Genomic DNA, 25,360 nt, shown 5'->3' with positions numbered 1-25,360 from the left:
ATATGTCGACATCTTCTGGACCGCCGAACTTCAGAAGATGTCGACATATTCGGGACGGCTTCACGGGGAATTCACACAGTCCTTCGCTGGCGGACGCGCCATGCGGCAGGTTCGTCCGTGGGCACCGGGTGTGTCGCGGCACCCGGGCCCACGGCCGGAAACCCGTGGATCAGGCGCCGATACTGGCTTTGATGGCGGCCTCCGCCACCGGCAGCGAGAGCTTCTCGGCGAGCGCCAACGCCCACTTGCCGGCGGCCGCCAGGTGTCGCCGGGCCCCTTTCTCGTCGCCTCGCCGGGCGTCCTGCTCGGCGAGGTCGATCTCCTCGACGGCCGCCTTCTCCTGGTCCGTGCGCGCGCCCGCGGCACTGGCGTCCCGCAGCTCGGCCAGCTGCTCGGCGAGGTCGCGCAGCTCGGCCATCTGGACGTTCTTCCCGCTGATCCGCTCGGTGGTGGCCTTGTTCTTCTTGCCGCCGATGATGTTCCCGGTGACCTGGCCCGGCACGTTGATGTTTCCCGTTTCGTGGCTCATGTTTCCTCCTGCCAGATAGATGTTGCCCAGCTTCCGGTTCTCGTCCCGAAGCTGTTCCAGCTGCTCGTTGAGGCGTCTTTCGCTACGGCAGCGCCGCAAGGTGCTCTGCAGCAGCATTTCCGTGTTCGCGGTCTCGACCTGGGGCGACATCACGCCGCGCAGCGCGTGCCTCATCGCCAGATCGCCGCTGCGGAACCAGTTCTGCCGCGCTCGGTTGACGAACGAGACGCAGTCGTCCCACTCCTCGTTCGTCACCGCGTACTCCGCTTTCGCCCAGGCGAGCCAGCCGCGGAAGTACTCCAGCTCCATCTCGCGAAGGTCCTGCTCGTCCTTGGCGAGTTTGTCGCTCAGCGCGCTCTGCAGCAAAGCTTCGTACAGCGAGACGGTGTCGTGCGCGCAGCCGATGGCGTACTCGAAGTCGCCGGACTGGATCCGGAAGAAGAAGTCCGCGTACTTGAGCATCACATGCGTATGACGTTGCTGACCGGCGAACTCGCGTTGGAGTTCCTTGACCGACACGCTGAGCCGGGCGCCGGTGCACCCGGCGAGCTGCTCCAGCAGATACGTGCCGGTGACCTTCGCCTGGTGGAAACCTTCCCGCGCGACTTCGTACTTCCCGCGCCGCAGCGCGACGGCCGCGCGCAGGAATTCGATCTTCGTCTGGAGCAGGTCGGAGGCGAGCGTCGCGAACTCGTGCTGCGGCAGCGCGGCGGCGATCAGGTCCTGATAGCACCGGCTGGCCTTGGCCAGAACGGCGCAGGCGTCGCTCACCTCGCCCGCCAGCAGCCGCTCGTCGGCGCGATTCCGGTAGAGCTGGCCCTGTAGCAGGTAGATGATCCCGGAGGAGTCGTCACGGGTGTCGCTCAGCCATCGGCGGTACCGCGCGTCGGTGAGGTCCTGGCGGGCCAGTTCACGTTCGGCGATGGAGCGCAGGGTCCGGTTCAGCGTGATGGCGTGTTCGAGGACATCCTCGGCCTTGTCGAAGGCGGACTGCCGGGCGAAATCGGTGGCGGCGTCGAAGAGTTGCTGTTCCAGCTCTGTCTCGGCGGCGAGGTAGTCGGCGAATTCGGCTGGGCTCAGCGTGCTCATCAGCTCGTACCGATCGATCCGGGAGGTGGGGTCCGTCATTCCTCCCCCTGTTCACCGGTGTCAGCGTCGGTGTCGGCGGGGAACTCCTCGACGGTGAACGGCGGCCCGCCGGCGGATCTGCGCACCCAGATCCGGGTGCCCTTCACCGGGGAGTTCCCGATGATCCAGCGGTTCAACGGGACGCGGACCCATTCCTCCAGCAGCGGGCTGCGGATCTGCCGGGCACCCAGCGCCGCACCGCTTTCGGCGACCGCGTCGGCCACCGCCTGTTCGATCGCCCGGCGGTGCAGCACCAGTTCGAACCCCCGGGCCGCGGCCGACGCGACGAGCTGGTCGAGGAACTTCGTGACGATCCGGCACACGACGTCGTCGCGCAGGATGTCGAAGACCACGATGCCGCTGCCGAGCCTGCCGAGGATCTCCGGCCTGCCGAGTTCCTCGGCCATGTGGCGCGCGACGGCGTCGCGGAAGTGCTTCTCGATCACCGGGTAGCCGGGCGGGGCGTCGCGGGGGAACTCCGAGAGGACGTTGTGCAGGCCGGACGCGCCGATGTTCGAGGTGAAGATGACGATCGAGTGGGAGAAGTACGCCGTGCGACCCTGCCCGTCGGTGATCCGGCCGTCGTCGATGATCTGCAGGAACTTGTCGAAGATCTTCGGGTTGGCCTTCTCGATCTCGTCGAAGAGCACCACGCTGAACGGGCGTTCCATCATCCAGTTGGTGAGCACGCCGCCGTTCTGGTGCCCGACGAAGCCCGGGGGAGCGCCGGTCAGCCGCTCGCTCGAATGCTCCTGGCTGAACTCGCTCATGTCGAAGCGCCGCAACGCGCCTTCGTCGTCGAAGACGAGTTCGGCGATCGCCTTGGCCAGTTCGGTCTTGCCGACCCCGGTCGGGCCGACGAAGAAGAACACGCCCTTGGGCCGGGTGACCGTCCGGTCGTCGCCGGCTCCGAAGTCGACGCCGACTCGCGCGTTGACGAGCACGTCGGTCACCTTGCGGACGGCCATGTCCTGGCCGATCACCCGCCGCGCGAGATGCTCCTCCGCGGTCAGGACCTTGGTGAGGTCCAGCCGCTCCCAGGGGTCTTCGCGGATGCCGAACCGGTGGCGCATCACGAGTTCCCTGGCCGACGTCGGCGCGATCTCGGCCAGGCGGGAGGTCGCGGCGAGCGCGTTGACGTCCCGGACGGTCATGCCGTCGGTGAGGACCGCCAGCGCGGTCGCGGTTTTGCGGACCTGTTCCGGCGAAAGCGCCAGGCCCTCGTGGAAGCGCGGCAGGATGCTCCGGAGGAAGTCGGCGCGTTCGGCCGGGCCGGGATGCTCGACGGCGATCGTGGCGACGTGCGGGTTGTCGCGGTGCACCCAGTCCGGTAACGCCGTGAGCTTCTTCGTCACCAGCACCACGATGTTGCGCAACGATTCCCCGGTGCGGGCCGGGGCGTTCGCCGAGTCGGTGATCATCCGCCGGAGATAGGCGAGGTTCGTCTGGTACCGCTCCTCGGTCGCCGCGTCCGCGCTGAACATCAGGTCGGCCTGGTCGATGACGATCGCGCACGCCCGGTCCTGCTGGACGAGCATGTCCCGGGTGCCGGCGAGCAGATCCGCGGTGGTCCGGATGTCGGCGCGCGCGGCGGACATCCGCTGCTGCAGCCGCCGCGTGGACTCGGACAGGATCTTGCCGCGCGACCCGCTCGGCGGCACACCGTCCTCCGTCACCAGCACGGGAGTCGCCGGGTAGAGCCGGGATTCGAAGAATTTCCGGCTGTCGTCGTCCGGATAGGACAGTCCGTCCACCAGGTCGAACCGGGCCGACGCGACGAACCCGGTGACGGCGAGGAACTTCGACATCGCCGTCCAGAACGACTGGTAGGACTGGTCCCAGCACACCAGGTCGTCGATGTTGCCGTGCAGCACGAGATGCCGGTCCCGGTGGATCTCGTGGTAGGCGCGGGCGAACCAGGGCGCGGCGGTGGGAACCGGGCTCGTCACGACTCCTCCCACCGGGCCGACGAGCTCGGCCGGCGCCGTGCGGTGCGGGTGTGTCCCGGCGTGCGCTCGCCGTCGTCGCCGTCCCAGGTGAGGGTGCCGGCGTCGAACCCGGTCCGGCGCACGGACTCGTTGAGCTGCTCGCCGAGGTCCTTCAGCGCCGAGCACGCCCGCCGGTCGAGCGTCACGGCACCACCGGAACCGTTGTCCCGCAGGTAGTTGACGCGGTATTCGTCCTGCCTGACGTCCTCCACGACGACGGCCAGTGGTTCGCCGGTGCGGCGCCGGGCCTGGACGCCGATGCTGCCGTCGGCGCGTTCGAGGAAGGAGTCGAGCTCGATGGAGAACCCCAGCGCGGGCAACGCGTCCACAATGGAGGCGAGCATTTCCCGTCTGGCCGAAATCCGTTCGATGGCGGCGTCCAGCGTCCGCTCGATCTCGTCGAGCCGCGCGGCGAGTTGCCCGCCGAGGTCGAGCGCCTCCGCGGGGTTGTCCGCGTCCAGTTTGGCGCGGATGTACGGCCACGCTTCCTCGGCCTGGGTGAGTTTCTGAAGCGGGATAGCGGTTTCGTCCGCGTCGGCGAGCAACCCGGCGAGCCGGGCACGCAGTTCGGTGAGCAGGCTTTCGGCGGCGCGGCGTTGTTCGGCGTGCCGGGCGGCCTGCCAGGTCTTCCCGTCGATCTCGTCGAGCCGCCGGACGACCGCGGACACCTTGTCCACTGTGGACGCTTCGAGCAGCGACTGCCGGACGTTCTCCAGCGCGGCTTCTCCCTGGCGAAGGGAGACCTCGGCCAGCCGGACTCGGGCCGCTCGCTGGGACTCGGCCAACGCGGCGTCTGCCCTCGTGGTCTCTTCGGCTCTGCGCCGCCGCTCGCGGGCGTGCCGCTCCTGCTCCAGCCGCGACTTGCGTTCGTCCCCGGTCCGGACCGCGCTGTACTTGGGTGACTTGCTCATCGCGCGGCCTCCTGCCCGACAGCGGGCGCGAGGCCGAGCCTGCGTTCGAACTCCTGCCGGAATCCGGGTATCGGGGGAACACCCAGCCACTGGACGTCGCCGCCGGCGGTCACTTCCAGCTGGAGACCGGCGCTGACGTCAGGACCGTCGAACCCGGGCAGGTCCCGCGAACTGAGCCGGTGGACCCGCTGGTTCGACGACCCGCGCCAGCGGAGGTCGGCGTGCAGGCGCGCCGAATACGGCCCGTCGATCAGGACGTCCAGCCGCGACAGCAGGTCCCGCTGCGCGGTGTCACCCCGCTCGCGCAGCCAGGACAGCCGGTATCCGCTGTAACACAGGACGGACAGGTCACGCCGCTCCCGGACCGCCGCCACGAGCCTGGTCAGCGCTGGTGCCTGGGCGAACGGCTCGCCGCCGGAGATCGTCAGCCCGTCGACGGCCGTGTCCGCGATCTCTTCGGCGAGCGTGTCGACGTCCATGGCCCGGCCGCCGTCGAACGGGATCCACTGTGGACTGATACACCCCGGGCAGGACAGCGGGCAGCCCTGGACCCATACCGCGAACCGGCTGCCCGGCCCGAGCACCCGGCAGTCCCGGTGCAGGTCGGCCACCCGCAGGATCTCGCCGGTCACAAGAGCGATCCCAGCACTGCGAGCAGGACGAACACGGCCACCGTGATCGCGATCCACAGACCGATCACCCGCGCGTAGTCCTTCACCGACTTCTTGGTGACTTCCTGCTGTGGCACCGGATACATGGGAGGCCAGGGAGCCTGACCCTGGGGCATGCCCTGCTGCGGGATGACGATGCGAGGCGCGACCCGGCGGAGTGGATAGCGGTCGTCGAAGCCCTGTGCCATCCGCGCGCACCACACACAGCCCGGCAGCGAGTTGTGGTAGAGATGCCGGTCGTTCACGCGGCAGCCCATCAGCTCGAATCCGACGTGTTCCAGCGCCGATTCCCAGGCGCTCGGCGTCGGCCGCGCGTCGGGATTGCGGTGTCCCTCCCCGAAACAGGCCTGGGCGAGCCGCAGGATCTCGGGCGGCAGCACCGAAACCGGGATCGCGCCGGGCACCGGGGTGAACCGCTCGGGGAAGACGATCCGGTTGTTCTGCAGGCGGATGTTGTCCGACGCCAGCGCGTCCATGTCCGCCGGGTTCGACGGCACCCCTTCGAACGGGTGCTCGCCCTCCATGAGCAGCTGGCAGATCAGCACCGCCAGACTGAAGGCGTCGTGGCTGGGGGAGAGCACCTGCGTGGCCGACCCGTTCGAGGCGGGCGGCGCGTACTCGGGAGTCAGTTTCTCGCAGCGATAAAGAACCTGCGTGACCGGATCGGTGAACTGGACGGTGTCACAGTCGATCAGCGTCACGTGCCCGCCGGGGGAGACCAGGATGTTGGCGGCACTGACGTCGCCCATCACCACCCCGGCGGCGTGCAGTTTCCCGAGCAGCCGGGCCGCGCGGGCGCCGACGCTGATGAGCACCCGCCAGCTCGGCTCCTCGATCGCGCCGGCACGCACCTCCGGATCGAACAACCTGGTCAGCGGTTCGCCCTCCACCAGCGGCATGAGGAAACCACGGGTGCGGCCGGTGTCGTCCATCAGTGGTTCCTGCGGCCACGCCACGTACTTGTGCTCGGGGTGGTCGCCCAGCCAGCTCGCGGGTTCGGTCCGCATCAGCGCGATCAGCCGCTGGTGGAGATCGGGCGCGGGGTCGAGGTAGATCTTCGCGCACAGGTCCTTGGTGTCCGCGAGATCGTGCACCAGCCCCTCGGCACCGCTGCCGAGTACCTTGTCCCCCAAGCGGATCTCGCGTCCGCTGGGCAGGAACAGGCTCATGACCGTCGCACCGCCATGACGATGGTCTTGTCGTCACCGGAGGTTTCGGCGAACTCCCGGGACATGATCTTGGTCGCGAGCTCGTTGTCGTCCGGCCCTGGCGCGCTGAAGTAGTCGAAATAGGCGGAGAACTCCGGCGGTGCCAGCGAATGCAGCCTGCCGTCCGGGGTCTGCCGGTTCGCGAGCATGCCCTCGCACAGCCCGTCCGTGCACAGTGCCACTCCGCGGATCCGGGCGTCCATGATCACGCCGTGGGTGACGTGGGCGCCGCGGTGGCGCGAGGTCAGGAACACCGTCTCGCCCGCGTGTTCACGCTCCGGCGCGGTGACGACGAGGAACGGGCCGCCGGGATCGCGGTCGACCACCAGGAAGCAGTCGCCGACGTTGACGTAGGCGAAGAACGGCGGCGCGGACACCACCGCGAGCAGGGTCGTGGCGTAGGACGCCCGCAGTTCGCCGGCGGGTTCGCGCATGAGCCCGCGCAGGCCCTGGACGTCGGAGTCCACGCGGCGGTCGAAGACGTCGAGGCTTTCCTTGGCGAACTTCTCGGCCGCGGTCCGCCAGCCGTCGACGGAATTGGGGACGCCGCGCCCGAACACGAGGTCGGCGGCGGTGGCGGCGGCCTCGACCGCGAGCAGCGCGCCGTGATCGGACCGCGCGCGAGAGCCCGCGCCGTCCGCGACGGCGTAGACCCACGTCGTGCCGTCGGCGAGCGCGCGGGTGATCTCGCGGTCCTGGTTGGGCCGGTGCAGACTGCTGTGCCCGGCGCCCTTCGTCGTCGCCGAGACGACCTTCCAGCCCGGGTTCGCAACCACTTAGCCGTTTCCCTTCAGGAAGCTCCGGATCCGCGCGTCCTTGTCCAGCCGCGCGTTCACGTCCCGGTAGACCTCTTCGGCCGGTTTCGACCGCGATGTCTCCGACGCCGCGGACTCGATGCTGGCCGACATCAGGGTCAGCACCTCGGCGAAGGAGAGGTTGGACAGGAAGCGCCACGACTGCGGCGCGAGGCCCTGCAGCACCTCCTGCTCGGCGCCGTCGACCCCGAAGGCGAAGAACAGCAGGTGTTTCCCTGATTCCTGCTGCCGGATCACCGGGGCGAAGTCGCGCCAGCGGTCGCTGCGGTGCCCGGTGGAATCGGTCGGCACCCCGTCGGTCATCAGGTACACCAGCGGGCGGTTCACCAGCGGGATCCCGGAGGACCGCAGGTGCTGGCGGCGGGCGGAGAGCAGCTGGAACGCGTACTGGAGCGCGTCGATCATCGGCGTGACCCCGCCCGCCTCCAGCGTCGGCGGGTTGAACTCCGACACCGGGACGTACGGCTCGGTGCTCGGTCCCGCGGTCCGCCCGGACGGGTCGAGGGCGACCACGTGGTCCTTGCCGAAGGTGATCAGCGCGATCTCGCCGTGGCGGCGGATGTGGTCGTTCCTGGTCAGTTCGCCGCGCCAGTTCTGCAGTGCCTGGTTGAGCTCGTCGATGCGGCCGCCTTCGGCCATCGAACTCGAGGTGTCGACGACGAGGGTGAGCAGCAACCGGCTCTTGGCCGGCTGGACGGGCAGCGCGTCCAGCCCGGAAGGTGGGGTCATGGCCGCGGTCTCCTTCCTGGTGATGGGGAACCGGTCGGCGCGACGACCAGCGTTTCGGCCCGTTCGTCGACGCCGAGGACGTCGAGCTCGTCGTCCGGCACGACCACGCCTTCCTCGGTCGGCGGCAGCACCGCCCACACGACGACGTCGCCCACGGCCACATAACCGCCGTGGGAGTTGATGTGGGTGCGCGCGATCGCGCGGCGGTTGGCGCGGGTGACGAGCGGGGTCAGCTCGGGCGCGATGCCCCGGACCGGCTGAGCCGGCCGGGCGGGCTGCCGGGGCGGTGGGGTGCCGCCGGATCGGGCGCCCGCCATTTGCCGCTGTGGCAGGGGATGGTGGGGACGGGCGCTCTGCTGGTTCACGGAAACCGCTTCGCGCATCGCGGGCACTCGGTTCGGCGACGATCGCCTGAGGCGGATCGTGATCAGGCCGGCGGTGATCACCACCGCGGTCACGGCGAAGGTCACCAGTGCGGCGACGGGGTCGAATCCCGTCGAGGTGGTCTTGGTGCTTTCCCAGAAGGCCTTCTCGCCCTTGATTTCGGAATCCGCGCCGTAGATCTTTTGCAGGAGCTCCGGCGGGCCGGTCTGCGAGTTGTCGGTGATCAACGTGATCGGGTCGTTGTTGAGGGCGGTCCAGTAGTCGGGATTGCTCAGTGGTGAAGCGGGAACCGCCACGATGCAGGAATCGGTGATCTGGGACGGGGTGGCGATGACGATCGGCGGGGTCCCCGTCTGGTTTTCCTTGATCTTTTTATCCAGCTCGGCCGCGGTGGGAAGGGCTCGGAGGTCGACGACCAACGTGTGACTGGAAGCCTCGCCGGGAAACAGGAATCCGGCCGCGACGGATACCAGGACCAGGACGAACACCGCTGTCAGCACCAGTATCCGCCGTGCGCTCACCGCGTTCTCCTCAGTCCAGGGGGATGTGTTCTCCTCGTTTGCGCATGTTCGTATTCGGCCGTTCGGCGGCCGCTGTTACGACGATATCGGACAGTTCTGTCAGTGTGACGTGATCGTGACTCTTTTCGGCTGCCCTAAAGTGCCGCCCTTTCGGGCAATGCGCTGGTGGACGTCTTTTGATCATTACGCACAAAAGAAGCAGGGGCCCTTGAAATGAACGAAAGTCCGCCTCAAGAGCCCCTGATCCGGTAATGCTTGCCTAACTGTCATAAGAATCGTGAAGGCGCCACCAATCGCCGGGATCGCCGGTCCCGCGCCCGGACTCCTCCCAGGCCTCCTGCCGCCCGAACGGCGTCAGGTCGAGGTAGCGAAGAGTGCCGACGAGCTGGTCGCCGCCGCGTCCGGTGGTGAAGTACGTCCGGTAGACGTCGTCGCCCTCGCGCAGGAAAACACTGACGCCGAAGCCGTCGCCGGCCCCGCAGTCCTCGGTGAAGTCGTTGCCCAGGGCCGAAAACCACGGCAAAGTCCAGCCCATGCGCCGCTTGTACGACTCGATCTGCGGCAGGGGAGCGGGACACGTCACCACCAAGGACGTGTCGCGTGCGTGGAGGTGGGCGAGGTGGCCGATGTTGTCGACCACCAGCGAGCAGCCGGAGCACCGGTGCTCGGAGCCCGCCTGCATCATGAAGTGGTAAACGATGAGCTGGCGCCGGCCGTCGAACAGTTCCGGCAGGCTCTGCTTGCCGTCCGGCCCGTCGAAGACGTACTCCTTGGGAAAGGCGACCATCGGCAGCCTGCGACGCTGGGCGTTGACGGCGTCCGACGCGCGGGTGAGCTCCTTCTCTTTGAGCAGCAGCTCGTCCCGAGTCTTCTGCCACTCTTTCGCGGACACTACTGCGGGCAGGCTGATCGTCATTTCCCCATCCTTTCGGCGAGCTTCACGAGGGTTTCGGTCCAGCCGGCTTCGACGTCAGCGCGTTCGCCTTCGGTGAGGAATCCGGACTGGGTAAAGGTCATCTTCGTCTTACCGCCCAGATCGGCGAGGTCGATGGTGATCAGCGATTCCTCTTCGGGTCCGCCGTCGATCGTCCAGCTGAACACAAGCCGCGCGGGTGCCGAGAACTCGAGGTACACGCCGTGGGAGTGGCATTCGGTGCCGTCGTCGTCGCGGACCATGCACGCGCTCCACGCGCCGCCGGGGCGCGGATCCATGGCGATCTTCGACAGGGGAGTGGTGAAACCACGCGGCCCGTACCAGCCGGCGAAATGTGCGGGGTCGGTCCACGCCTGGAACACGAGTTCGCGCGGGGCGTCGAAGACCCGCACGAGGGTGAGCTCGCGGGTCTTGGTGCCCGGCGGGGCGTCGGTCATGGCTTGGTTCCTTTCTGTATCCCTCGCAGGTGCTCGTCGAGGCGGTCGAACCCTCCGTCCCAGAAGGTTCGATACCGCTCCGCCCACTCGGCGACGTCGCTGAGCGGGCCGGCTTCGAGCCGGCAAGGGCGCCACTGCGCGGTGCGGCTCCGGGAAACCAGCCCGGCACGCTCGAGAACCTTCAGGTGCTTGGAGATCGCCGGGAGGCTCATCGTGAACGGTTCGGCCAACTCGGTGACCGTTGCTTCGCCGGAGGCGAGGCGCGCGAGGATGGCGCGCCGTGTCGGGTCGGCAAGGGCCGCGAAGGTGCTGCTGAGCCGGTCTTCGATCATTTGCGCTGAACCGCCTAGTTAATTAACTCGGAGGTTTAATATAACGCCGGCCGAGCTCCTGTCAAGAGAGTGCGGCACAGATCCGGGGTACGGCGGCGCCGATGGGTTCGCGGATCACCGCCGTGGCTTGGTCGTCGTAGGGCGTCGGATCGCGGTTGACGATCACCAGCCGGGCACCGGCCGCGACAGCCACCGCGCACAGCGACGCCGCGGGCTCCACCTGCAGCGAACTGCCGACGACGAGGAAGAGTTCGCTCGCCGCGGCGATGTTGCGGGCTCGCCCGATGACGTCCTCGTCGAGCAGTTGCCCGAACAGCACGATCGCGGGTTTCAGGATCCCGCCGCAGTTCGCGCACGCCGGATCCGCCTCGCCCGCGGCCACCCGCGCCAGGACGTCCTCGGTCGCCGTCTTCGTGTCGCAACTCGTGCACCCCGTGGAGCGCAGCCCACCGTGCAGTTCCAGCACCTTGCGCTCGGCGATGCCCGTCCGCTGGTGCAGGCCGTCGATGTTCTGCGTCAGGATCCGCACCGCGCGCCCGGCCATGGCCAATCCGGCGATGGCGTGATGCGCGGCGTTCGGCTGGGCCCGCCACGCGGCGTGGCCGAGATAGCGCTGCCAGAGCTGCTGCCGTATCTCGGTTTTCGCCATGAAGCTGTCGTAGGTGAACACGTCGACCGCCTCCGGGTCCTTGGTCCACACGCCGTCCGGGCCCCGGTAGTCGGGGATCCCGGAGTCGGTGGAGATGCCCGCGCCGGTCAATACCGCGATCCGCCGCACCCCGTGAGTCCACTCCGGGCGTTGTTCGATCATGGTCGCCCAGCGTAGGCGCGCGAATCGCAGTGGACGAACGGTTTCCCGGTCACCACAATGCCGGCCTCAGTCGTCGATGGCCTGGTACACCGAGGTCCAGAAGTCGAGGTACACGCCCGAGGCCAGCGGGAACGCGCCGCGCTGGGTCAGCAGGACCGCGACCAGGTCCTCCGCGGGATCGGTGTACCACGACGTGCCGGTGCCGCCGTCCCAGCCGAACCGGCCGGGGCTCGACGCGACGTCGTCGCGTTTGGTGACCATGGAGACCCCGAGTCCCCAGCCGCGGGTGTCGAAGTAACCCGGGAAGAACCCGGACACCGCCTTCTGTTCCGGCGTCAGGTGGTCGGTGGTCATCGCCTCGACCGACGCCCGCGACAGGACGCGCTCACCGCCGAGCTTTCCCTGGTGCAGCATCATCCGGCCGAACGCGAAACAGTCGTCCACAGTGGACACCATGCCGCCGCCGGCGTCCGGGAACGCGGGCGGTTCGCTCCACTCGGCGTTGCCCGCTTCCTCGTCGAGGACGAGTTCCCCGGACTCGGGATCGGCGTGGTACTGGGCGGGGAACCGGTCGAGCTTCCCGGCGGGGACCGTGAAACCGGTGTCCGGCATGCCGAGCGGGTCGAAGAGCCGCTCGCGCAGGAACGTCTCCAAGGATTGACCCGACGCCCGCGCGATCAGCACGCCCAGGATGTACGACCCGGTGTTGTAATGCCACCGCTCGCCCGGCTGGTGCAGCAGCGGCAAGGTCGAGAGCCGGCGCATCCACTCGTCCGGCCCGTAGTCCGCCTGACGGTTCGGCGCGCCGAAGCCCGCGAGCTCCAGCTCGGCGATCGCGCGCTGGATGGGCAGCTCCTCGGGGTGGCCGAGGATCATGCCCATCCCGAGGCGGAAGGTCAGCAGATCCCGCAGGGTGATCGGCCGGTTCGCGGGCACCGTGTCGTCGACCGGCCCGTCGATCCGCTTGAGGACGCGGCGATCGGCCAGTTCGGGCAGCAATCTGTCCACCGGCTCGTCGAGCCGCAGCTTGCATTCCTCGACCAGCATCATCGCCCCGGCCGCGGCGAAACACTTCGTGATCGACGCGATCCGGAAGATCGTGTCCCGCCGCATCGGATCGTCGCCGCCGAGCGTCTTCGCCCCCAGGACGTCGACATGCGTCTCGCCGCGGCGGCTGACCAGCGTGACGAGCCCCGGCACCTCCCCGCGCTCGACGTACCCCGCCATGACGTCGTGCATCCGGCCGAGCCTGGCCTTGGACCATCCACCGCTGCTCATCGCACTCCTCTATGTCGCCGCTGGGGAGCGAGTCTGCCAGCACCCACCGACAAGTTCACGGAACGCGAAAGTGGGCCGCAGCGTGGCTGCGGCCCACTCGCTATGGCGGAGGATCAGTGCGCCGCCAGTACGGTGACGGTCTCGTAGATGCGCTCCATCACGCCGTTGCTCTGCGCCCGCAGGCCGTTGGCCCACAGCGAGTTGACGCGGGAGACCTCGGTGGCGTTCGGGTTCGCGTTGGTGCAGGACGGGCCGGGGCCACCACCGGACATCAGCTCGGAGCACGGGCCGGTGTAGTGGTCGGGCAGGCCGAGTACGTGACCGGTCTCGTGGGCGGTGATCCGGGTGATGTCGTACTGCTCGGCCTGGGTGTAGTCGATGAAGATGGTGCCGTTGCCGTGGCCGTCGGTCTGGGCGTACGAGCCCTGGGGGTCGTTGCCCTCGGTGTAGGTCAGCGACGCGCCCGAGGAGCTTTCCTGGAGCTTGACGTTCGACACGGACCGGTTCCAGTTGGCGACGCCCGCGGCGATGGCACTGCGGAAGCTCGGGGCACCGGAGGAGTTGTAGAAGACAGTGGTGGCGGCGACCGTCGTCGGAGCGCTGGTCGCGGCGGGAGCGGCGGTGGCCGCGGTGGCGGTCAGCGGGGCGACGAGCAATGCGAGGCCAGCGGCTCCTGCGAAGAAGGACTTCCTGAGCATCGTGTGACTCCTTGGCCGAGAAAGCGGGCGGGGAAGGGGTTAGTGCGCTGGTCAGTGAATGTATGCACGAATCGAGATATGGACACCCGACTTTCGTAGCGAGTCAGAGATGGTGAATTACCAACCAGAATGGCCTATTGACATCCGCCCCGAGGGTGGTCAGTGTGCGGCGGTTTGGCGGACCTCTGTCCGTCCGGTCAAGCGGTGACAGAACCGGACAGGAATGCCGGTTTGTCACCGATTTCCTTTTATAGTCGGGTAATTGCGGACTGTGGAGGATCAATGGTGATCATCAAGGCCCGGGCGGTAGTACTCGCCGTGACCGCCGCGCTCGTGTTCACGACCGGCGCGCAGGCGAACACCCAACTTCCGGCTTCTCCAACGGTGGCGGTCGGTTCCGGCGGCTGGGTGGGCACCTGGGGTGCCGCGCCGGCCGGGCCGGTTTCGAACACCCCCAACGGCTATCCGAACTACTCCATCCGGAACGTGGTCCATGCCAGCGTCGGCGGTTCGTCCGCGCGGGTGCGCCTCTCGAACCTGTTCGGCACGGCGCCGCTCGTCATGGGGCACGCGTCGGTCGCCGTCGGCGCGGCCACCGGGACCGCCGACGCGGTACCGGGCACCGTCCGGGAATTGACCTTCGGCGGCAGCCCCTCGGTGACGATCCCGGCCGGAGCCGAGGTGCAGAGCGACGCGGTGGCGCTCGCCGTGCCCGACGACACCGACCTCCTCGTCACGACGTTCACCCCGCTGCCGTCCGGGCCCGTCACCTATCATCCGGCGGCGAGCCAGACGTCGTTCTACACCCAGAACGGTGACCACTCGCTCGACGCCACGGGCGCCGCGTACGACCAGCGCACTTCGGTCTGGCACTACGTCACCGAAGTCGACGTCCGGGGCTCCGGGGCGAACGGCTCGGTCGTCACGCTCGGCGACTCGATCACCGACGGCGTCGGCTCCACCACCGGCGCCAACCACCGCTGGCCCGACTATCTCGCCGACCGGATGAAGGTGCTGCCGAAGCCACTGCGCCACGGCGTGGTGAACTCCGGGATCAGCGCGAACCGGCTCCTGCTCGGCGGACCGGGCGGAGCGGGCCGCAACGCCCTCGCCCGGTTCAACGACGACGTCCTCACCAAGACCGGCGTCCGGACGCTGATCGTGCTCGAAGGCATCAACGACATCCAGCAGGACCCGCACCAGACCGATCCCGACCAGATCATCGGCGCCTACAAGCAGATCATCGCGCGGTCGCACGCGGCGGGGATCCGGGTGCTCGGCGGCACCATCACCCCGTTCAAGGGCTGGCGGGTCTACGACGAGACGCTCGAAGCGACCCGGCTCGCGGTCAACGAGTTCATCCGGAACGGCGGCCTGTTCGACGGCGTGGTCGATTTCGACGCGGCCATCCGGGATCCGCAGGACCCGCTGATCATGAAGGCCGAATACGACTCCGGCGACCACCTGCACCCGGGCGACGCCGGGTACCGGGCGATGGCGGAGGCGGTGCGCCTGGCGCGGTTGTAAGCGGACGGCCGGGCGGTGCGAACCGCCCGGCCGACCGCGAGGAATCCTTACCCCGGCAGCGAAATGGCGATCATCTCGCCGATCGTGGTGTACCCGAGCGGACCGTAGAGCCGTCGTGCGTTATGGGCTTCGGTCTCCAGGTACGGCGTGACCCCGGCGGCATACGCCCGCCGGGTCAGTTCCGCGCTCACCGTGGATGCGATGCCGCGGTGCCGGTACTCGGGAAGCACCGCGACGCCGGCGATCTGGGCCAGGCCGTCCCGAGGTGGCAGGAACATCCCCGCACCACAGGGTTTTCCGGCCCATCGGGCCAGCACGACCAGGCCGCCGTCGGTGCCGGTGTCGCGCAGTCGCTCGACATCCGCTTGCGAGACGACGGTTTCCGCGTCGAAAGCCATGTTCTGGACCACCGCGCTGGCGCGCAGGTCCGCGTCCGAGGTGGCCTGGACCACGTAGACATCCGTTGGCGCGTCGGGAATCCGCAACTCTTCGAGAGTCACGGTCAGCAGCGGCAGCCGGGTGTCCACAGTGAACCCGGCGGCCTCGAGCGCGGCGTCCACCGCCGGTACGGGGCTGAGGTATTCCAGGCGAGGCTTACGGCCACGCCGGGTGAATGCGGCCACCAGGTCCGCCACGTCCGCGGGCGTCGGCTCAGCGCCGTCGTCGGGGATCGCGTAGTTGCGGTACGGGTGGTCGCTGTCGGCGTTGAAATGGATCAGGAACGGGCCGACCCTGGGCGCATCATGGCTGATGGTTTCGCGCAGGGCGGATTGGATCCGGGAAAGCACGGGATGAGTGCCTTTCTGGGCTGAGGAGTGCGATGACTTCGGGGCCGCGTGCGCGGCGGCTGGGGCGGTGGGCGGCCGAAATCAAAGTCATCAGTCCTTCAGCGACAGGCGCTCGGGTGAGCGGCGAACCGCAACCTACTCGAGCGGCACCCGGCGGCGCCTCCGAATTAGCCGCTGCCTTGCCCCAAATGCCCTATTGATCCTTCTGTTTCGGGCCGCTACCGTTTGCCCCGGGGTTTGAAAGCGCTTTCAGAAGCACCAGCATGGTCGCCCGACACTCAACGGAGAGGTCCCCATGTCCGGTTCACGTCGTGTTCGCCGCCGGTCGATCGCCGCATTCTCGGTGGTGGCCGCCGCCTCAAGTCTGGGGCTGGTCGCCTTCGCCGCACCCGCGAGCGCGGGCCTGACGACCCACTGCGTCGGTGACGCCGGGGCCGTGACCGTTCCGGGAGATCTTCTGGTCCCGGCGGGAAAATCCTGTGTTCTCGACGGCACGAAGGTGACCGGTGAGGTCACCGTGGAGCCCGGGGCGAATCTCGTGGTGACGGGTGGCGACTTCGCCAAGAGCGTCCGTGTCGCCGACGACGGCTTCTTCGACGCACTGGGCACCACCGTCCGCGGCAACGTCGTACTGGCCGACGCGTACGGCACGTTCCTCGCCGGTGGGCTGGTCCACGGGTCCGTGCAGGTGACCGCGCCGGCGCACCCCGAGCGCGTGACCTACGCCTTCGCCAGCGGCGCCCATGTGAAGGGCGACGTCACGGCGACAGCGGGGGAGATCTTCGCCGAGAACTCACTTCTGGACAAGAAGGTCACCGGCACCGGTGTGTCCTATGTGGACCTGGACGGGGTCGTCGTCGGCGGTGACCTGGCGGTGTCGGGCGCGGCTCTCGGCTCGGTGTTCTGCGGCGGAGAGGTCTACGGCGACGCGGTCTACACCACCAACTCGGGCAAGCTGCAGATCGGCGCCGACGGACCGGTGACGGTCTGCGCGGAAGCCAGCTACTGGGGTGGTGACCTCACGATTTCGGGGAACACCGCGGAGGTCCGCGTGGGCAACAACATCGTGCGCGGTGACCTCGCCGGGACGGACAACGCCCCCGCGCCGACGGGCGAGGGCAACCGCGTTCGCGGCACGGTGTCCGGGCAGTTCACGCAACTCGCGGCGAGCCCGCAGACCGCGGCCACAGCCAAGTCCGCGGACCGGGGTGCGGCGCTGGAGGCCAAGTCCGACCAGCGCCGGGCCGCCGCCCGCGCGGCCGTGATCGGGACGAACGCCTTCTAGCCTCCGTACCGCCGAAAGGAACCCAACGATGCGTTTCCCGACCCGGCCCCGGTTCCGGCGGACAGGCGTGATGATCAGCTCCGCGCTGGCACTCGCGCTGGTCACCGCGGGACTCACCGCACCGCCCGCTTCCGCCCACCCGGAATTCAGCGTGCTCGTGTTCTCCAAGGTGACGAACTTCCGGCACGACTCGATCCCCGCGGGCATCGAGGCCATCAAGAAACTCGGTGCCGAGAACCATTTCGACGTCGTCGCCACCGACGACGCGGCCGCGTTCACCGACGAGAACCTCTCCCGGTTCAAGGCCGTGGTCTTCAACAACACCAACTCGACGCCGGAGTCCGGCGCGCTGCTGGACGAGCCCCAGCGAGCCGCGTTCCAGCGGTACATCCGCGCAGGGGGCGGATACACCGGGCTGCACGCGGCTTCGGCGAGCGAGCGGGACTGGGCCTGGTACGAAGGGCTCGTGGGCGCGATCTTCGACCAGCACCCGGTCCCGCAGACCGGCCGGGTCAAGGTGCTCGACCGGGTCCATCCGTCCACTGAGGACCTTCCGGAGCTCTGGGAACAGAACGAGGAATGGTACAACTGGAAGACCAACCCGACCGGCAAGGTGCACACGCTCGCGCAGATCAAGGTGCGCGACGGGATCACCGGCCTCGACGAGGGCGTCGACCACCCGTATTCGTGGTGCCAGAACTACGAAGGCGGCCGCTCGTGGTTCACCGCGGGCGGGCACGACCCGGCCAAGTTCACCGACGGGAACTTCCTGTCCCATCTGCTGGGCGGGATCGAGTGGGCGGCCGGGGTCAAACCCGGTGACTGCTCGGCCACCCAGACCGGCAACTACCAGCGTGTCCCGCTGGTCACCGAAGGACTCGCGGACCCGTTCGAAATCGCCGTCGCACCAGATCGCCGGGTGTTCTACATCCAGCGCACCGGCGCGCTGAAGATCGTCGACCAGGCCACGCTGCGCGTCACCACCGCGCTCGACTTCCAGTACACCTCGGACATGCTGAACCAGTCCGACGGGCTGCTCGGGCTCACCCTGGATCCCCGCTTCGCCGAGAACAACCACGTCTACCTGCTGTACTCGGACAAGGTGGAGAAACGGCTCAACGTCTCGCGGTTCACCGTCGCGGGCGGCACGGTCGACCCCGCCACGGAGAAACGCCTGCTGGAGATCCCGACCTACCGCGGTGAAGGCCGGGCCAATTCACATATGGCAGGCTCGATCACCTTCGACCGGCACGGAAACCTGTACGTCGCCACCGGGGACAACACCGACCCGTTCGCCTCCGACGGTTTCGCGCCGATCGACGAGCGCGAGGGCCGGCGCGCCTGGGACGCCCAGGGCACCGCGGGCAACACCAACGACCTGCGCGGAAAGGTCCTGCGGATCACCCCGCAGGCCGACGGCACCTACACCGTTCCCGCGGGCAACCTGTTCGCGCCGGGCACCGCGAAGACCCGGCCGGAGATCTACGTGATGGGCGTGCGCAACCCGTTCCGGATCACCACCGACCCGAAGTCCGACGCGCTGCTCGTCGCCGACTACGGCCCGGACTCACAGGTCACGAACCCGAACCGGGGCCCGGAAGGCACCGTGGAGTTCAACCGCATCACCGAGGCGGGCAACCACGGCTGGCCGTACTGCACCGGCAAGAACACCCCGTTCAACGACTACGACTTCGCCACCGCTACGTCGAAGGCGAAATTCGACTGCGCCAAGGTGATCAACGATTCGCCGAACAACACCGGCCTGACCGAGCTTCCGCCCGCCGTCCCGGCGTGGATGTGGTACGCCTACTCGGCTTCGCCGGAGTTCCCCGAGCTCGGCACCGGCGGTGGCGGCCCGATGGCGGGCCCGGTGTACGCCTACGACCCGGCGAACCCGCTGGTCACCAAGTTCCCCGAGTACTTCGACGGCAAGTGGTTCAACTACGAACTGACCCGCAAGTGGTTCAAGGTGATGTCGGTCCAGCAGGAGGACCAGACCTTCACCGACCCGCGGTTCCCGCCGGTGCACAAGGGTGAGCTGAACTCGATCAACGGCATTCTCCCGGATATGTCGTGGATCCAGCCGTTCGACTCGCATTTCGGCCCCGACGGCTCGTTGTACGTCATCGACTTCGGCGAGGGCAGCGGCACCGGACGCGGCGGCACCAACGACGGCGCCGGCATCTACCGGATCGACTACGTGGCCGAAGGCAGGCCGCCGACGGCGAAGATCACGACGTCGGCCGACAGCGGACGGCACCCGCTCACGGTGAACTTCTCCAGCGCGGGTTCGGCCGGCGGCAAGGACGAGCCGATCACCTACGCGTGGGACTTCGACGGGGACGGCACAGTGGATTCGACCGAACCGAACCCGACCCACGTCTATACCGAACCGGGACGCTTCCCGGCGAGACTGACCGTCACGAGCACGACCAACGACCTCACCGCGGTCGCCGTCACCGACATCACCTCGGGCAACACCCGGCCGGTCGTCACCATCATCACGCCGCCGAACGGCGGGATGTTCGAGTTCGGCGACAGGATCCCGTTCGTCGTCGAGGTGAGCGACCGCGAGGACGGCCGCATCGACTGCTCGAAAGTCGTGGTGCAATCGCAGCTAGGCCATGATTCGCACGTCCACCCGATGGACAACGTCACGGGTTGCCGCGGCGAGGTCTCCACGGACAGCGGTGACAGCCACGGGCCGGGGCAGAACCTGTTCGCCGCGCTCAGTGCGTCCTATGTGGATGGTGGTGGCCGCGACGGCGTGCCGAGCCTGACCGGGTCCGCATACGCCACGCTTGAGCCAAGGCACAAGGAAGCCGAGCACCTCGAGCAGACCGGAGGCCCGCAGGGCGGCGCACAGGTCGTCTCGAACGCGTCGGCGTCGGCAGGGAAACGGCTCGGGGAAATCGAGCACGGCGACTGGGTCGCGTACGACCCGATCAACCTGAGCGGCATCGGCTCGGTGACCGTCGGGGTGGCGTCAGGTGGGATCGGCGGGAAGATCGAGTTCCGCGCGGACTCGCCGACCGGCCCGGTGCTCGGGGCCGTCGACGTCGCGAACACCGGCGGGTGGAACAACCTGATCTCACCGACGGTCGCGCTCACCAACCCAGGGCGGCCGATCAAGCTCTACGCCGTGGTCACCAATCCACTGTGGACTCCGGCGCAGCCTGACCTGTTGTCGCTGGACTGGCTGCAGTTCAACGGCGAAGGCGTGCGGAAACCGGGCACGGGCAGCGGGGTCACCGTCACCGCGTCCCCGACATCGGGCACGGCCCCGGTGACGGTCGCTTTGTCGGCGAAGGCCACCCCGGCTGCCGGGCGCACGATCGCCTCGTACAAGTGGGACTTCGGGGACAACACCCAGGCCGACGGCCAGACAGCGAGTCACGCGTATCCGCGCAAGGGCGTCTACACCGCCCGGCTCACCGTCACCGACGACCTCGGTGTGCTCAGCAGCGGTCATACCGTCGTCATCGTGAACTGATCCGCCCACCAGCTCGAGGAGGCTTCTCGTGGACGACTCCCGCCGCGGATTCCTGCGGTTCGCTCTCGGCTCGGCCGTGGCCGCGAGTTTCCTGCCCGGCACGGCGATCGCGGCACCACTGACCACCGTGCCGCGAGGTCATATCGGTATCCAGCTCTACACCGTGCGCTCGCTCATGACCGGTGACGCGCAGGGCACACTGAACAGGCTGGCGGAGATCGGGTACTCGACGGTCGGCGTCAGCGGGCTCTACGGCCATACGCCGCAAGCCTTTCGCGCGATGCTCGACCGGGCGGGCTTGCGCGCGGTGCTCACCCACCTGAGCCTCGACGCGATTCGCGGGGACTGGCAACAGGAACTGGACAACGCCCGCGTGCTCGGCGTGCGATACGTCGTTGTGCCCTCGCTGCCGGACTCGGTGCAGAACGTCGCCGGGTACCGGCAGGTGGCCGACGAATTCACCGAGGCCGGCCGGGAGGCGCGGAGCGCTGGGCTGAAATTCCTGTACCACAACCACGGCTTCGACTTCCGGGTCGTCGGCGGGCGGCCGCTGTACGACATCCTGGTGAGCAACACCGATCCGCGGTTCGTGAACTTCGAGCTGGATCTGTACTGGTGTGTCCAAGGTGGACAGGACCCGGCGACGTACTTCGAGCGCTATCCCGGCAGGTTCCCGGTCTTCCACGTGAAGGACATGGCACCGAACGGGAGTTTCGAAGACGTCGGCTACGGCACCATCGACTTCAAGCGCCTGTTCCGGATGCACGCGCAGTCCGGGATCCTGGAATACGTCGTCGAACACGACGCCCCGCCCGTCCCGCTCGGCTCCGCCCTCCGCAGCTACAACTACCTCTCCACCGTCACCTTCTGACGCCATCTGTCGACAGATGGCGGCAAGTCGTGGGTCGCAGGTATTACCCCAAAGCGGCGTTGGGGGCGGTGAGTGCCCCCAACGCCGCTTTGGGGTAATGACGGCCGGGGTCTCCGTCGGGTCGGCGTGGGGCCAGGTGGTGCCTTACCCGTCAATAAGAGCGTGCCGGGCCAAGCAGCGCGGCCAGATCGACGGCAGCGGCACGGAGTTGCTCTCCGGCGTCCACTGTCAGGGTCACCTGCGCCCGCCACTCATCCGGCATCACGTCGCCGAGTTCGACGACCAGTCTGATCCTGCTCCCCAGATGGCTCGCCGTGATGCGGAACTCCCCTTCAAGGGACTCGTAAACCCGGTCGCCACCCCAACCTTGCCACTGCCGCTCGAGTTCGGCGAAGAACTCGACGAGGTCGTCGAACTGGACGGTGTGGTCGGCGCTGACCGCGATACTCGCCCGCAACCCCGAGTCCGCGATCTCCACCACGAGCGACCAAATATCGCCACCGGGCCCGCGTACGACGTCACCGATGGTGAGACTGCACCCGTTGTAGCTGATGACGACCTGATCCATCGGGTCATCCTCGCAGGCGGCCATGGTTGCGCGACACCGATTTCCGAGACGGGAAGCCTTCAGGACACCGCGGAGCGGTTACCACGCTGCCATTGCGCCACGACTCGCCAAAGGCGCCCCACAAGCACGGTTCCCACGAGCCACACCACCCAGAAGGCAGGGGCGAAGCCGCCGCCGACGTCTTCCGCCGCTTCGACGAGGTTTCGCCGGACGTCACGACGTTTTCGATGCGGGAGCCGCGGGGCAGATCGATGAGAAGGGAGTCGAGTTTCCACACGAGACGGTCGATACGCAGACGGTCGAACCAGTTCACGGAGCGCTTCGTGGGGCAGTTCCTTCAATCGGCTTTGACGGGACCGGCGCGCCAATCTGGTGGTCACGAGTTCGGCGAGCGTCAGCCATTGGGCGGTGCCCGGTGAGCACCTCGTAGCCCGCGGGAGCGGGCCGGTAGTGCGCAGAAGTTGTCGACATATTCGGAAGGTTGACGACCGTCAGGGTTGCGAGGCGAGGCGGGTGAGGAGCGGGGTCAAGCGGTAGTCGACGAGGTCGCGCATCACCAGCGCGGTGTTGGTCCGCTCCACCCACGGGCTCGCGAGGATCTGCCCGGCGATCCGGTAGAGGTCGTCGGCGTCGATCGCGACGACCTGCACCAGCAGATCGCTCTGCCCGCTCAGCCCGAACACCTCGACGACCTCGGGGATCGCCGCGAGTTCTTCGGAGACCTCGGCCAGTTTGCTCTGGACGACCTGCGTGATCACGAACGCCTTCAGCCGGTAGCCGAGCGCTTCGGGCGCGATCCGGCGTTCGAACGACGAGAGCGCGCCGCGTTGTTCGAGGTTCGCCAGCCGGGTCTGCACGGTGTTGCGCGACAGCCCGGTCTGCTGGGCGAGGCCGATCGTCGTGGCGCGGGGTTGCCCGGTGAGGGCTAGCAGGAGCCGCGCGTCGACCGGGTCGATGGTGTCGTCGCTGTGCATTGTGCTCACTTTCTTCGCCGCCGCGACCCACTGCGCGGTGCATTCTGCTCAATTACGCTCGGACGCATTGTGCAGAAGGTTCCTCCCTGCTGGGCTGAGGGTCAACTAGTGCACTGTGGAGGACGCGAGTTCATGACTGGTACCGAGGTCGACCGCACGCCGCTCCGAGCGGCGGACCAGCTCGACGCGTTGCGGGAGATCGAGCGCCGCGTGCTGTGGCTGTCGACGGCGATCATCCACGAGGCGAACCTCGTGCGGCCGAACCCGTCGGGGCTCAAGGTCGGCGGGCACCAAGCGTCGTGCGCGTCGATGGTGTCGATCATGACCGCGCTGTGGTTCCACGAGCTCACCGCCGAAGACCGCGTCTCGGTCAAGCCGCACGCTTCGCCGGTCCTGCACGCGATCAACTACCTCCTCGGCGAGCTCGACGAGTCGTACCTGACGACGTTGCGCGCCTTCGGTGGCCTGCAGAGCTACCCGAGCCGTTCCAAGGACCCGGATCCCGTCGACTACTCGACCGGCTCGGTCGGCATCGGCGCGACCGCCCCGATCTGGGGCGCCATCGCGCGCCGGTTCGTGGGCGACAAGACCGGGGGAGCGGCCGCCGGGCGGCAGTACTCGCTGGTCGGCGACGCCGAACTGGACGAAGGCGCCGTCTGGGAAGCCGTCATGGACCCGGCCGTCGCGGAGCTCGGCGAGATCGTCTGGATCGTCGACCTCAACCGCCAGTCCCTCGACCGCGTGGTGCCGAACATCGCCGCCGGCCGTCTGCAGGGCATGTTCGACGCCGCGGGCTGGCAGGTGCTCGTCCTGAAATACGGCCGCCTGCTCGAAGACCTCTTCACCCGCCCCGGCGGCGACGCGCTGCGCACGCGCATCGACGAGATGACCAACCCCGAATACCAGCGCCTGCTCCGCTGCGAACCCGCCCAGCTGCGCGAACGCCTCCCCGGTGACGGCGACAGCAGCGACGCGATCGCGAGCCTGCTCGCCGACATCGACGACGACACCCTGCGCCTGGCGATCCGCAACCTCGGCGGCCACGACCTCAGCGCGCTCGGCGACGCGTTCGCCTCGATCGACGACTCGCGCCCGACGGTCATCTTCGCCTACACCGTCAAGGGTCACGGCCTGCCCACCGAAGGGCATCCGCAGAACCACTCCTCACTGCTGACCGCCGAACAGTTCCGCGAGCTCGCACCGCGCCTCGGCGCCGATCACGAGCAGCCGTGGGCACGGTACACAGAGGACAGTGCCGAAGGCCGTTTGTGTGCCACCGCGGCGAAACGCCTCCGCCGCGACACCATCCCCGCGCAGGAACCACCCGCACTGCCGGTCGACATCGGCCGCACGCCGTCGGGCAAGGCGACCACCCAGGCCGCGCTCGGCCGCGTGTTGCTCGACCTCACCCGCGAGGCGCCCGAAGCCGCCCGGCGCGTCGTGACGGTCAGCCCGGACGTCAGTTCCAGTACCAACCTCGGCGGCTGGGTCAACAAGGTCGGCGTGTGGTCGTCGAGCGAACGCCGCGACTGGTTCGCCGACGACGCCGAGACCATCCTGCACTGGCGCGAACGCCCCACCGGCCAGCACATCGAACTCGGCATCGCCGAGACGAACCTCGTCGGCCTGCTCGGTGAGCTCGGCGCGACCTGGAGTCGTTGGGGCGAACCGCTTCTGCCCATCGGTGTGCTGTACGACCCGTTCGTCGGGCGTGCGCTGGAGCCGTGGTCGTTCGGCATCTACGGCGGCGGCCAGTCGATCCTGATCGGCACGCCGTCCGGGATCAGCCTGGCGCCCGAAGGCGGGGCGCACCAGTCGATCACGACCCCGTCGATCGGGCTCGAACAGCCCGGTTGTGTCAGCTACGAACCGGCGTTCGCCATCGACGTCGAGTGGACGTTGTTGGCCAGCCTGGCGAAACTCGGCAAGCCGGGCGGAAGTTCCGCGTATCTAAGGCTTTCCACGCGGTCGATGGACCAGACGATGGCCGCCGTGCCGTCCGACCCGGCGGCCAGGGAGCGACGCCGCCGTCAGGTCGTCGCGGGCGCGTATCCCTTGCGGAGCCCGGAAAACCCGCAGCTGACCATCGCCGCCATGGGGGCCACCGTCCCCGAAGCCGTCGCCGCGGCCGAAAGGCTCGCCCAAGCCGGGGTCGAGGCCGCGGTCGTCTGCGTGACGAGTCCCGATCTGCTGTTCCGCGCCCTGCGGGCCAGGCAAGGACGTCAAGAGGGGTCCAGCTGGATCCTCGAGCAGGCGTTCCCGGCGCACCGGGCCGCGCCGATGGTGACCATCCTCGACGGCCACCCGCACACCCTCGCGTTCCTCGCCACGATCAACCAGGTGCCCAGCACCTCGCTCGGGGTCACGGAATTCGGCCAGTCCGGGTCGATCGAGGACGTCTACCACTACCACGGCCTGGACACCGACAGCGTCGTGCGCGCGGGGCTGGATCTGCTCGCCTGAGCGCGTGCGATGATCGG

Annotated in this window: 22 protein-coding genes; 5 read left to right on the top strand and 17 right to left on the bottom strand. The window is 68.3% G+C overall.

Translation table 11 applies throughout. The features are described 5' to 3' along the window. Nucleotides 1-169: 169 nt before the first annotated feature. The 14 genes from VGP60_RS05525 to VGP60_RS05460 all read right to left on the bottom strand — a co-directional run bounded on the left by VGP60_RS05525 (nt 170) and on the right by VGP60_RS05460 (nt 13,374). Complete coding sequence (locus VGP60_RS05525) at nt 170-1,657, bottom strand: hypothetical protein (protein ID WP_327546761.1); 1,488 nt, start codon at nt 1,655-1,657, stop codon at nt 170-172. Further along, nucleotides 1,654-3,606: an AAA family ATPase gene (locus VGP60_RS05520; RefSeq protein WP_327546760.1), complete on the bottom strand. Its 1,953-nt coding sequence runs from the start codon at nt 3,604-3,606 to the stop codon at nt 1,654-1,656. The genes VGP60_RS05525 and VGP60_RS05520 overlap by 4 nt, the downstream gene beginning before the upstream one ends. Next, on the bottom strand, nt 3,603-4,556 hold the full coding sequence (locus VGP60_RS05515) for a hypothetical protein (RefSeq protein ID WP_327546759.1): 954 nt from the start codon (nt 4,554-4,556) through the stop codon (nt 3,603-3,605). The genes VGP60_RS05520 and VGP60_RS05515 overlap by 4 nt, the downstream gene beginning before the upstream one ends. Next, nucleotides 4,553-5,188, bottom strand: a complete 636-nt coding sequence (locus VGP60_RS05510; protein ID WP_327546758.1) for a 4Fe-4S single cluster domain-containing protein — start codon at nt 5,186-5,188, stop codon at nt 4,553-4,555. Before VGP60_RS05510 ends, VGP60_RS05515 begins: the two co-directional genes overlap by 4 nt. Beyond that, nucleotides 5,185-6,396, bottom strand: coding sequence for a protein kinase domain-containing protein (locus VGP60_RS05505; RefSeq protein ID WP_327546757.1), 1,212 nt, complete (start codon nt 6,394-6,396; stop codon nt 5,185-5,187). Before VGP60_RS05505 ends, VGP60_RS05510 begins: the two co-directional genes overlap by 4 nt. Further along, a complete protein-coding gene (locus VGP60_RS05500) occupies nt 6,393-7,211 on the bottom strand; it encodes a protein phosphatase 2C domain-containing protein (protein ID WP_327546756.1) in 819 nt (272 codons plus the stop codon). Before VGP60_RS05500 ends, VGP60_RS05505 begins: the two co-directional genes overlap by 4 nt. After that, nucleotides 7,212-7,979 (bottom strand): vWA domain-containing protein, encoded by a 768-nt coding sequence (locus tag VGP60_RS05495; protein WP_327546755.1) that lies wholly within the window; start codon nt 7,977-7,979, stop codon nt 7,212-7,214. Then, on the bottom strand, nt 7,976-8,884 hold the full coding sequence (locus VGP60_RS05490; RefSeq protein ID WP_327546754.1) for a hypothetical protein: 909 nt from the start codon (nt 8,882-8,884) through the stop codon (nt 7,976-7,978). Before VGP60_RS05490 ends, VGP60_RS05495 begins: the two co-directional genes overlap by 4 nt. A gap of 259 nt (nt 8,885-9,143) precedes the next feature. Continuing rightward, complete coding sequence (locus tag VGP60_RS05485) at nt 9,144-9,800, bottom strand: DUF899 domain-containing protein (RefSeq protein ID WP_327546753.1); 657 nt, start codon at nt 9,798-9,800, stop codon at nt 9,144-9,146. Then, entirely contained in the window at nt 9,797-10,255 is a 459-nt protein-coding gene (locus VGP60_RS05480) for an SRPBCC domain-containing protein (protein ID WP_327546752.1), read from the bottom strand. The genes VGP60_RS05485 and VGP60_RS05480 overlap by 4 nt, the downstream gene beginning before the upstream one ends. Next, nucleotides 10,252-10,587, bottom strand: a complete 336-nt coding sequence (locus VGP60_RS05475) for a metalloregulator ArsR/SmtB family transcription factor (protein ID WP_327546751.1) — start codon at nt 10,585-10,587, stop codon at nt 10,252-10,254. The genes VGP60_RS05480 and VGP60_RS05475 overlap by 4 nt, the downstream gene beginning before the upstream one ends. Nucleotides 10,588-10,648: 61 nt before the next feature. Continuing rightward, nucleotides 10,649-11,398 carry a Sir2 family NAD-dependent protein deacetylase gene (locus tag VGP60_RS05470; RefSeq protein WP_327546750.1) on the bottom strand — a complete coding sequence of 250 codons (750 nt, stop codon included), beginning with the start codon at nt 11,396-11,398 and terminating at the stop codon, nt 10,649-10,651. Nucleotides 11,399-11,464: 66 nt separating this feature from the next. Further along, nucleotides 11,465-12,676, bottom strand: a complete 1,212-nt coding sequence (locus VGP60_RS05465) for a serine hydrolase domain-containing protein (RefSeq protein WP_327546749.1) — start codon at nt 12,674-12,676, stop codon at nt 11,465-11,467. A gap of 113 nt (nt 12,677-12,789) precedes the next feature. Next, the gene (locus tag VGP60_RS05460; RefSeq protein ID WP_327546748.1) at nt 12,790-13,374 is read right to left on the bottom strand and encodes a snapalysin family zinc-dependent metalloprotease; all 585 of its coding nucleotides are present in this window, start codon (nt 13,372-13,374) and stop codon (nt 12,790-12,792) included. Between the two features lie 282 nt (nt 13,375-13,656). On the opposite strand from VGP60_RS05460, the gene VGP60_RS05455 reads away from it, so the two are divergent. Beyond that, a complete protein-coding gene (locus VGP60_RS05455; RefSeq protein WP_327546747.1) occupies nt 13,657-14,901 on the top strand; it encodes an SGNH/GDSL hydrolase family protein in 1,245 nt (414 codons plus the stop codon). Nucleotides 14,902-14,948: 47 nt separating this feature from the next. Here the strand turns inward: VGP60_RS05455 and VGP60_RS05450 are convergent, their stop codons facing one another. After that, nucleotides 14,949-15,689 carry a GNAT family N-acetyltransferase gene (locus tag VGP60_RS05450; protein ID WP_327546746.1) on the bottom strand — a complete coding sequence of 247 codons (741 nt, stop codon included), beginning with the start codon at nt 15,687-15,689 and terminating at the stop codon, nt 14,949-14,951. A 295-nt stretch (nt 15,690-15,984) separates the two neighbouring features. On the opposite strand from VGP60_RS05450, the gene VGP60_RS05445 reads away from it, so the two are divergent. From VGP60_RS05445 to VGP60_RS05435, 3 genes are read left to right on the top strand one after another with little or no spacing between them, the layout of a single operon-like run. After that, nucleotides 15,985-16,974: a hypothetical protein gene (locus tag VGP60_RS05445; RefSeq protein ID WP_327546745.1), complete on the top strand. Its 990-nt coding sequence runs from the start codon at nt 15,985-15,987 to the stop codon at nt 16,972-16,974. Nucleotides 16,975-17,002: 28 nt separating this feature from the next. Continuing rightward, on the top strand, nt 17,003-20,467 hold the full coding sequence (locus VGP60_RS05440) for a ThuA domain-containing protein (RefSeq protein ID WP_327546744.1): 3,465 nt from the start codon (nt 17,003-17,005) through the stop codon (nt 20,465-20,467). 28 nt (nt 20,468-20,495) lie between these two features. Then, nucleotides 20,496-21,338, top strand: a complete 843-nt coding sequence (locus tag VGP60_RS05435) for a sugar phosphate isomerase/epimerase (protein WP_327546743.1) — start codon at nt 20,496-20,498, stop codon at nt 21,336-21,338. A 151-nt stretch (nt 21,339-21,489) separates the two neighbouring features. On the opposite strand, the gene VGP60_RS05430 is transcribed toward VGP60_RS05435, so the two are convergent. Together VGP60_RS05430 and VGP60_RS05425 are read right to left on the bottom strand one after the other, a co-directional pair. After that, nucleotides 21,490-21,906: a DUF6228 family protein gene (locus VGP60_RS05430; RefSeq protein WP_327546742.1), complete on the bottom strand. Its 417-nt coding sequence runs from the start codon at nt 21,904-21,906 to the stop codon at nt 21,490-21,492. 491 nt (nt 21,907-22,397) lie between these two features. Beyond that, complete coding sequence (locus tag VGP60_RS05425) at nt 22,398-22,880, bottom strand: Lrp/AsnC family transcriptional regulator (protein WP_327546741.1); 483 nt, start codon at nt 22,878-22,880, stop codon at nt 22,398-22,400. 132 nt (nt 22,881-23,012) lie between these two features. On the opposite strand from VGP60_RS05425, the gene VGP60_RS05420 reads away from it, so the two are divergent. Further along, nucleotides 23,013-25,343, top strand: coding sequence for a transketolase-like TK C-terminal-containing protein (locus tag VGP60_RS05420; protein ID WP_327546740.1), 2,331 nt, complete (start codon nt 23,013-23,015; stop codon nt 25,341-25,343). Nucleotides 25,344-25,360 lie beyond the last annotated feature (17 nt).

The organism is Amycolatopsis sp. (assembly GCF_036008905.1).
Lineage (GTDB): Bacteria > Actinomycetota > Actinomycetes > Mycobacteriales > Pseudonocardiaceae > Amycolatopsis.
This window is presented reverse-complemented; position numbering and strand designations above follow the sequence as displayed.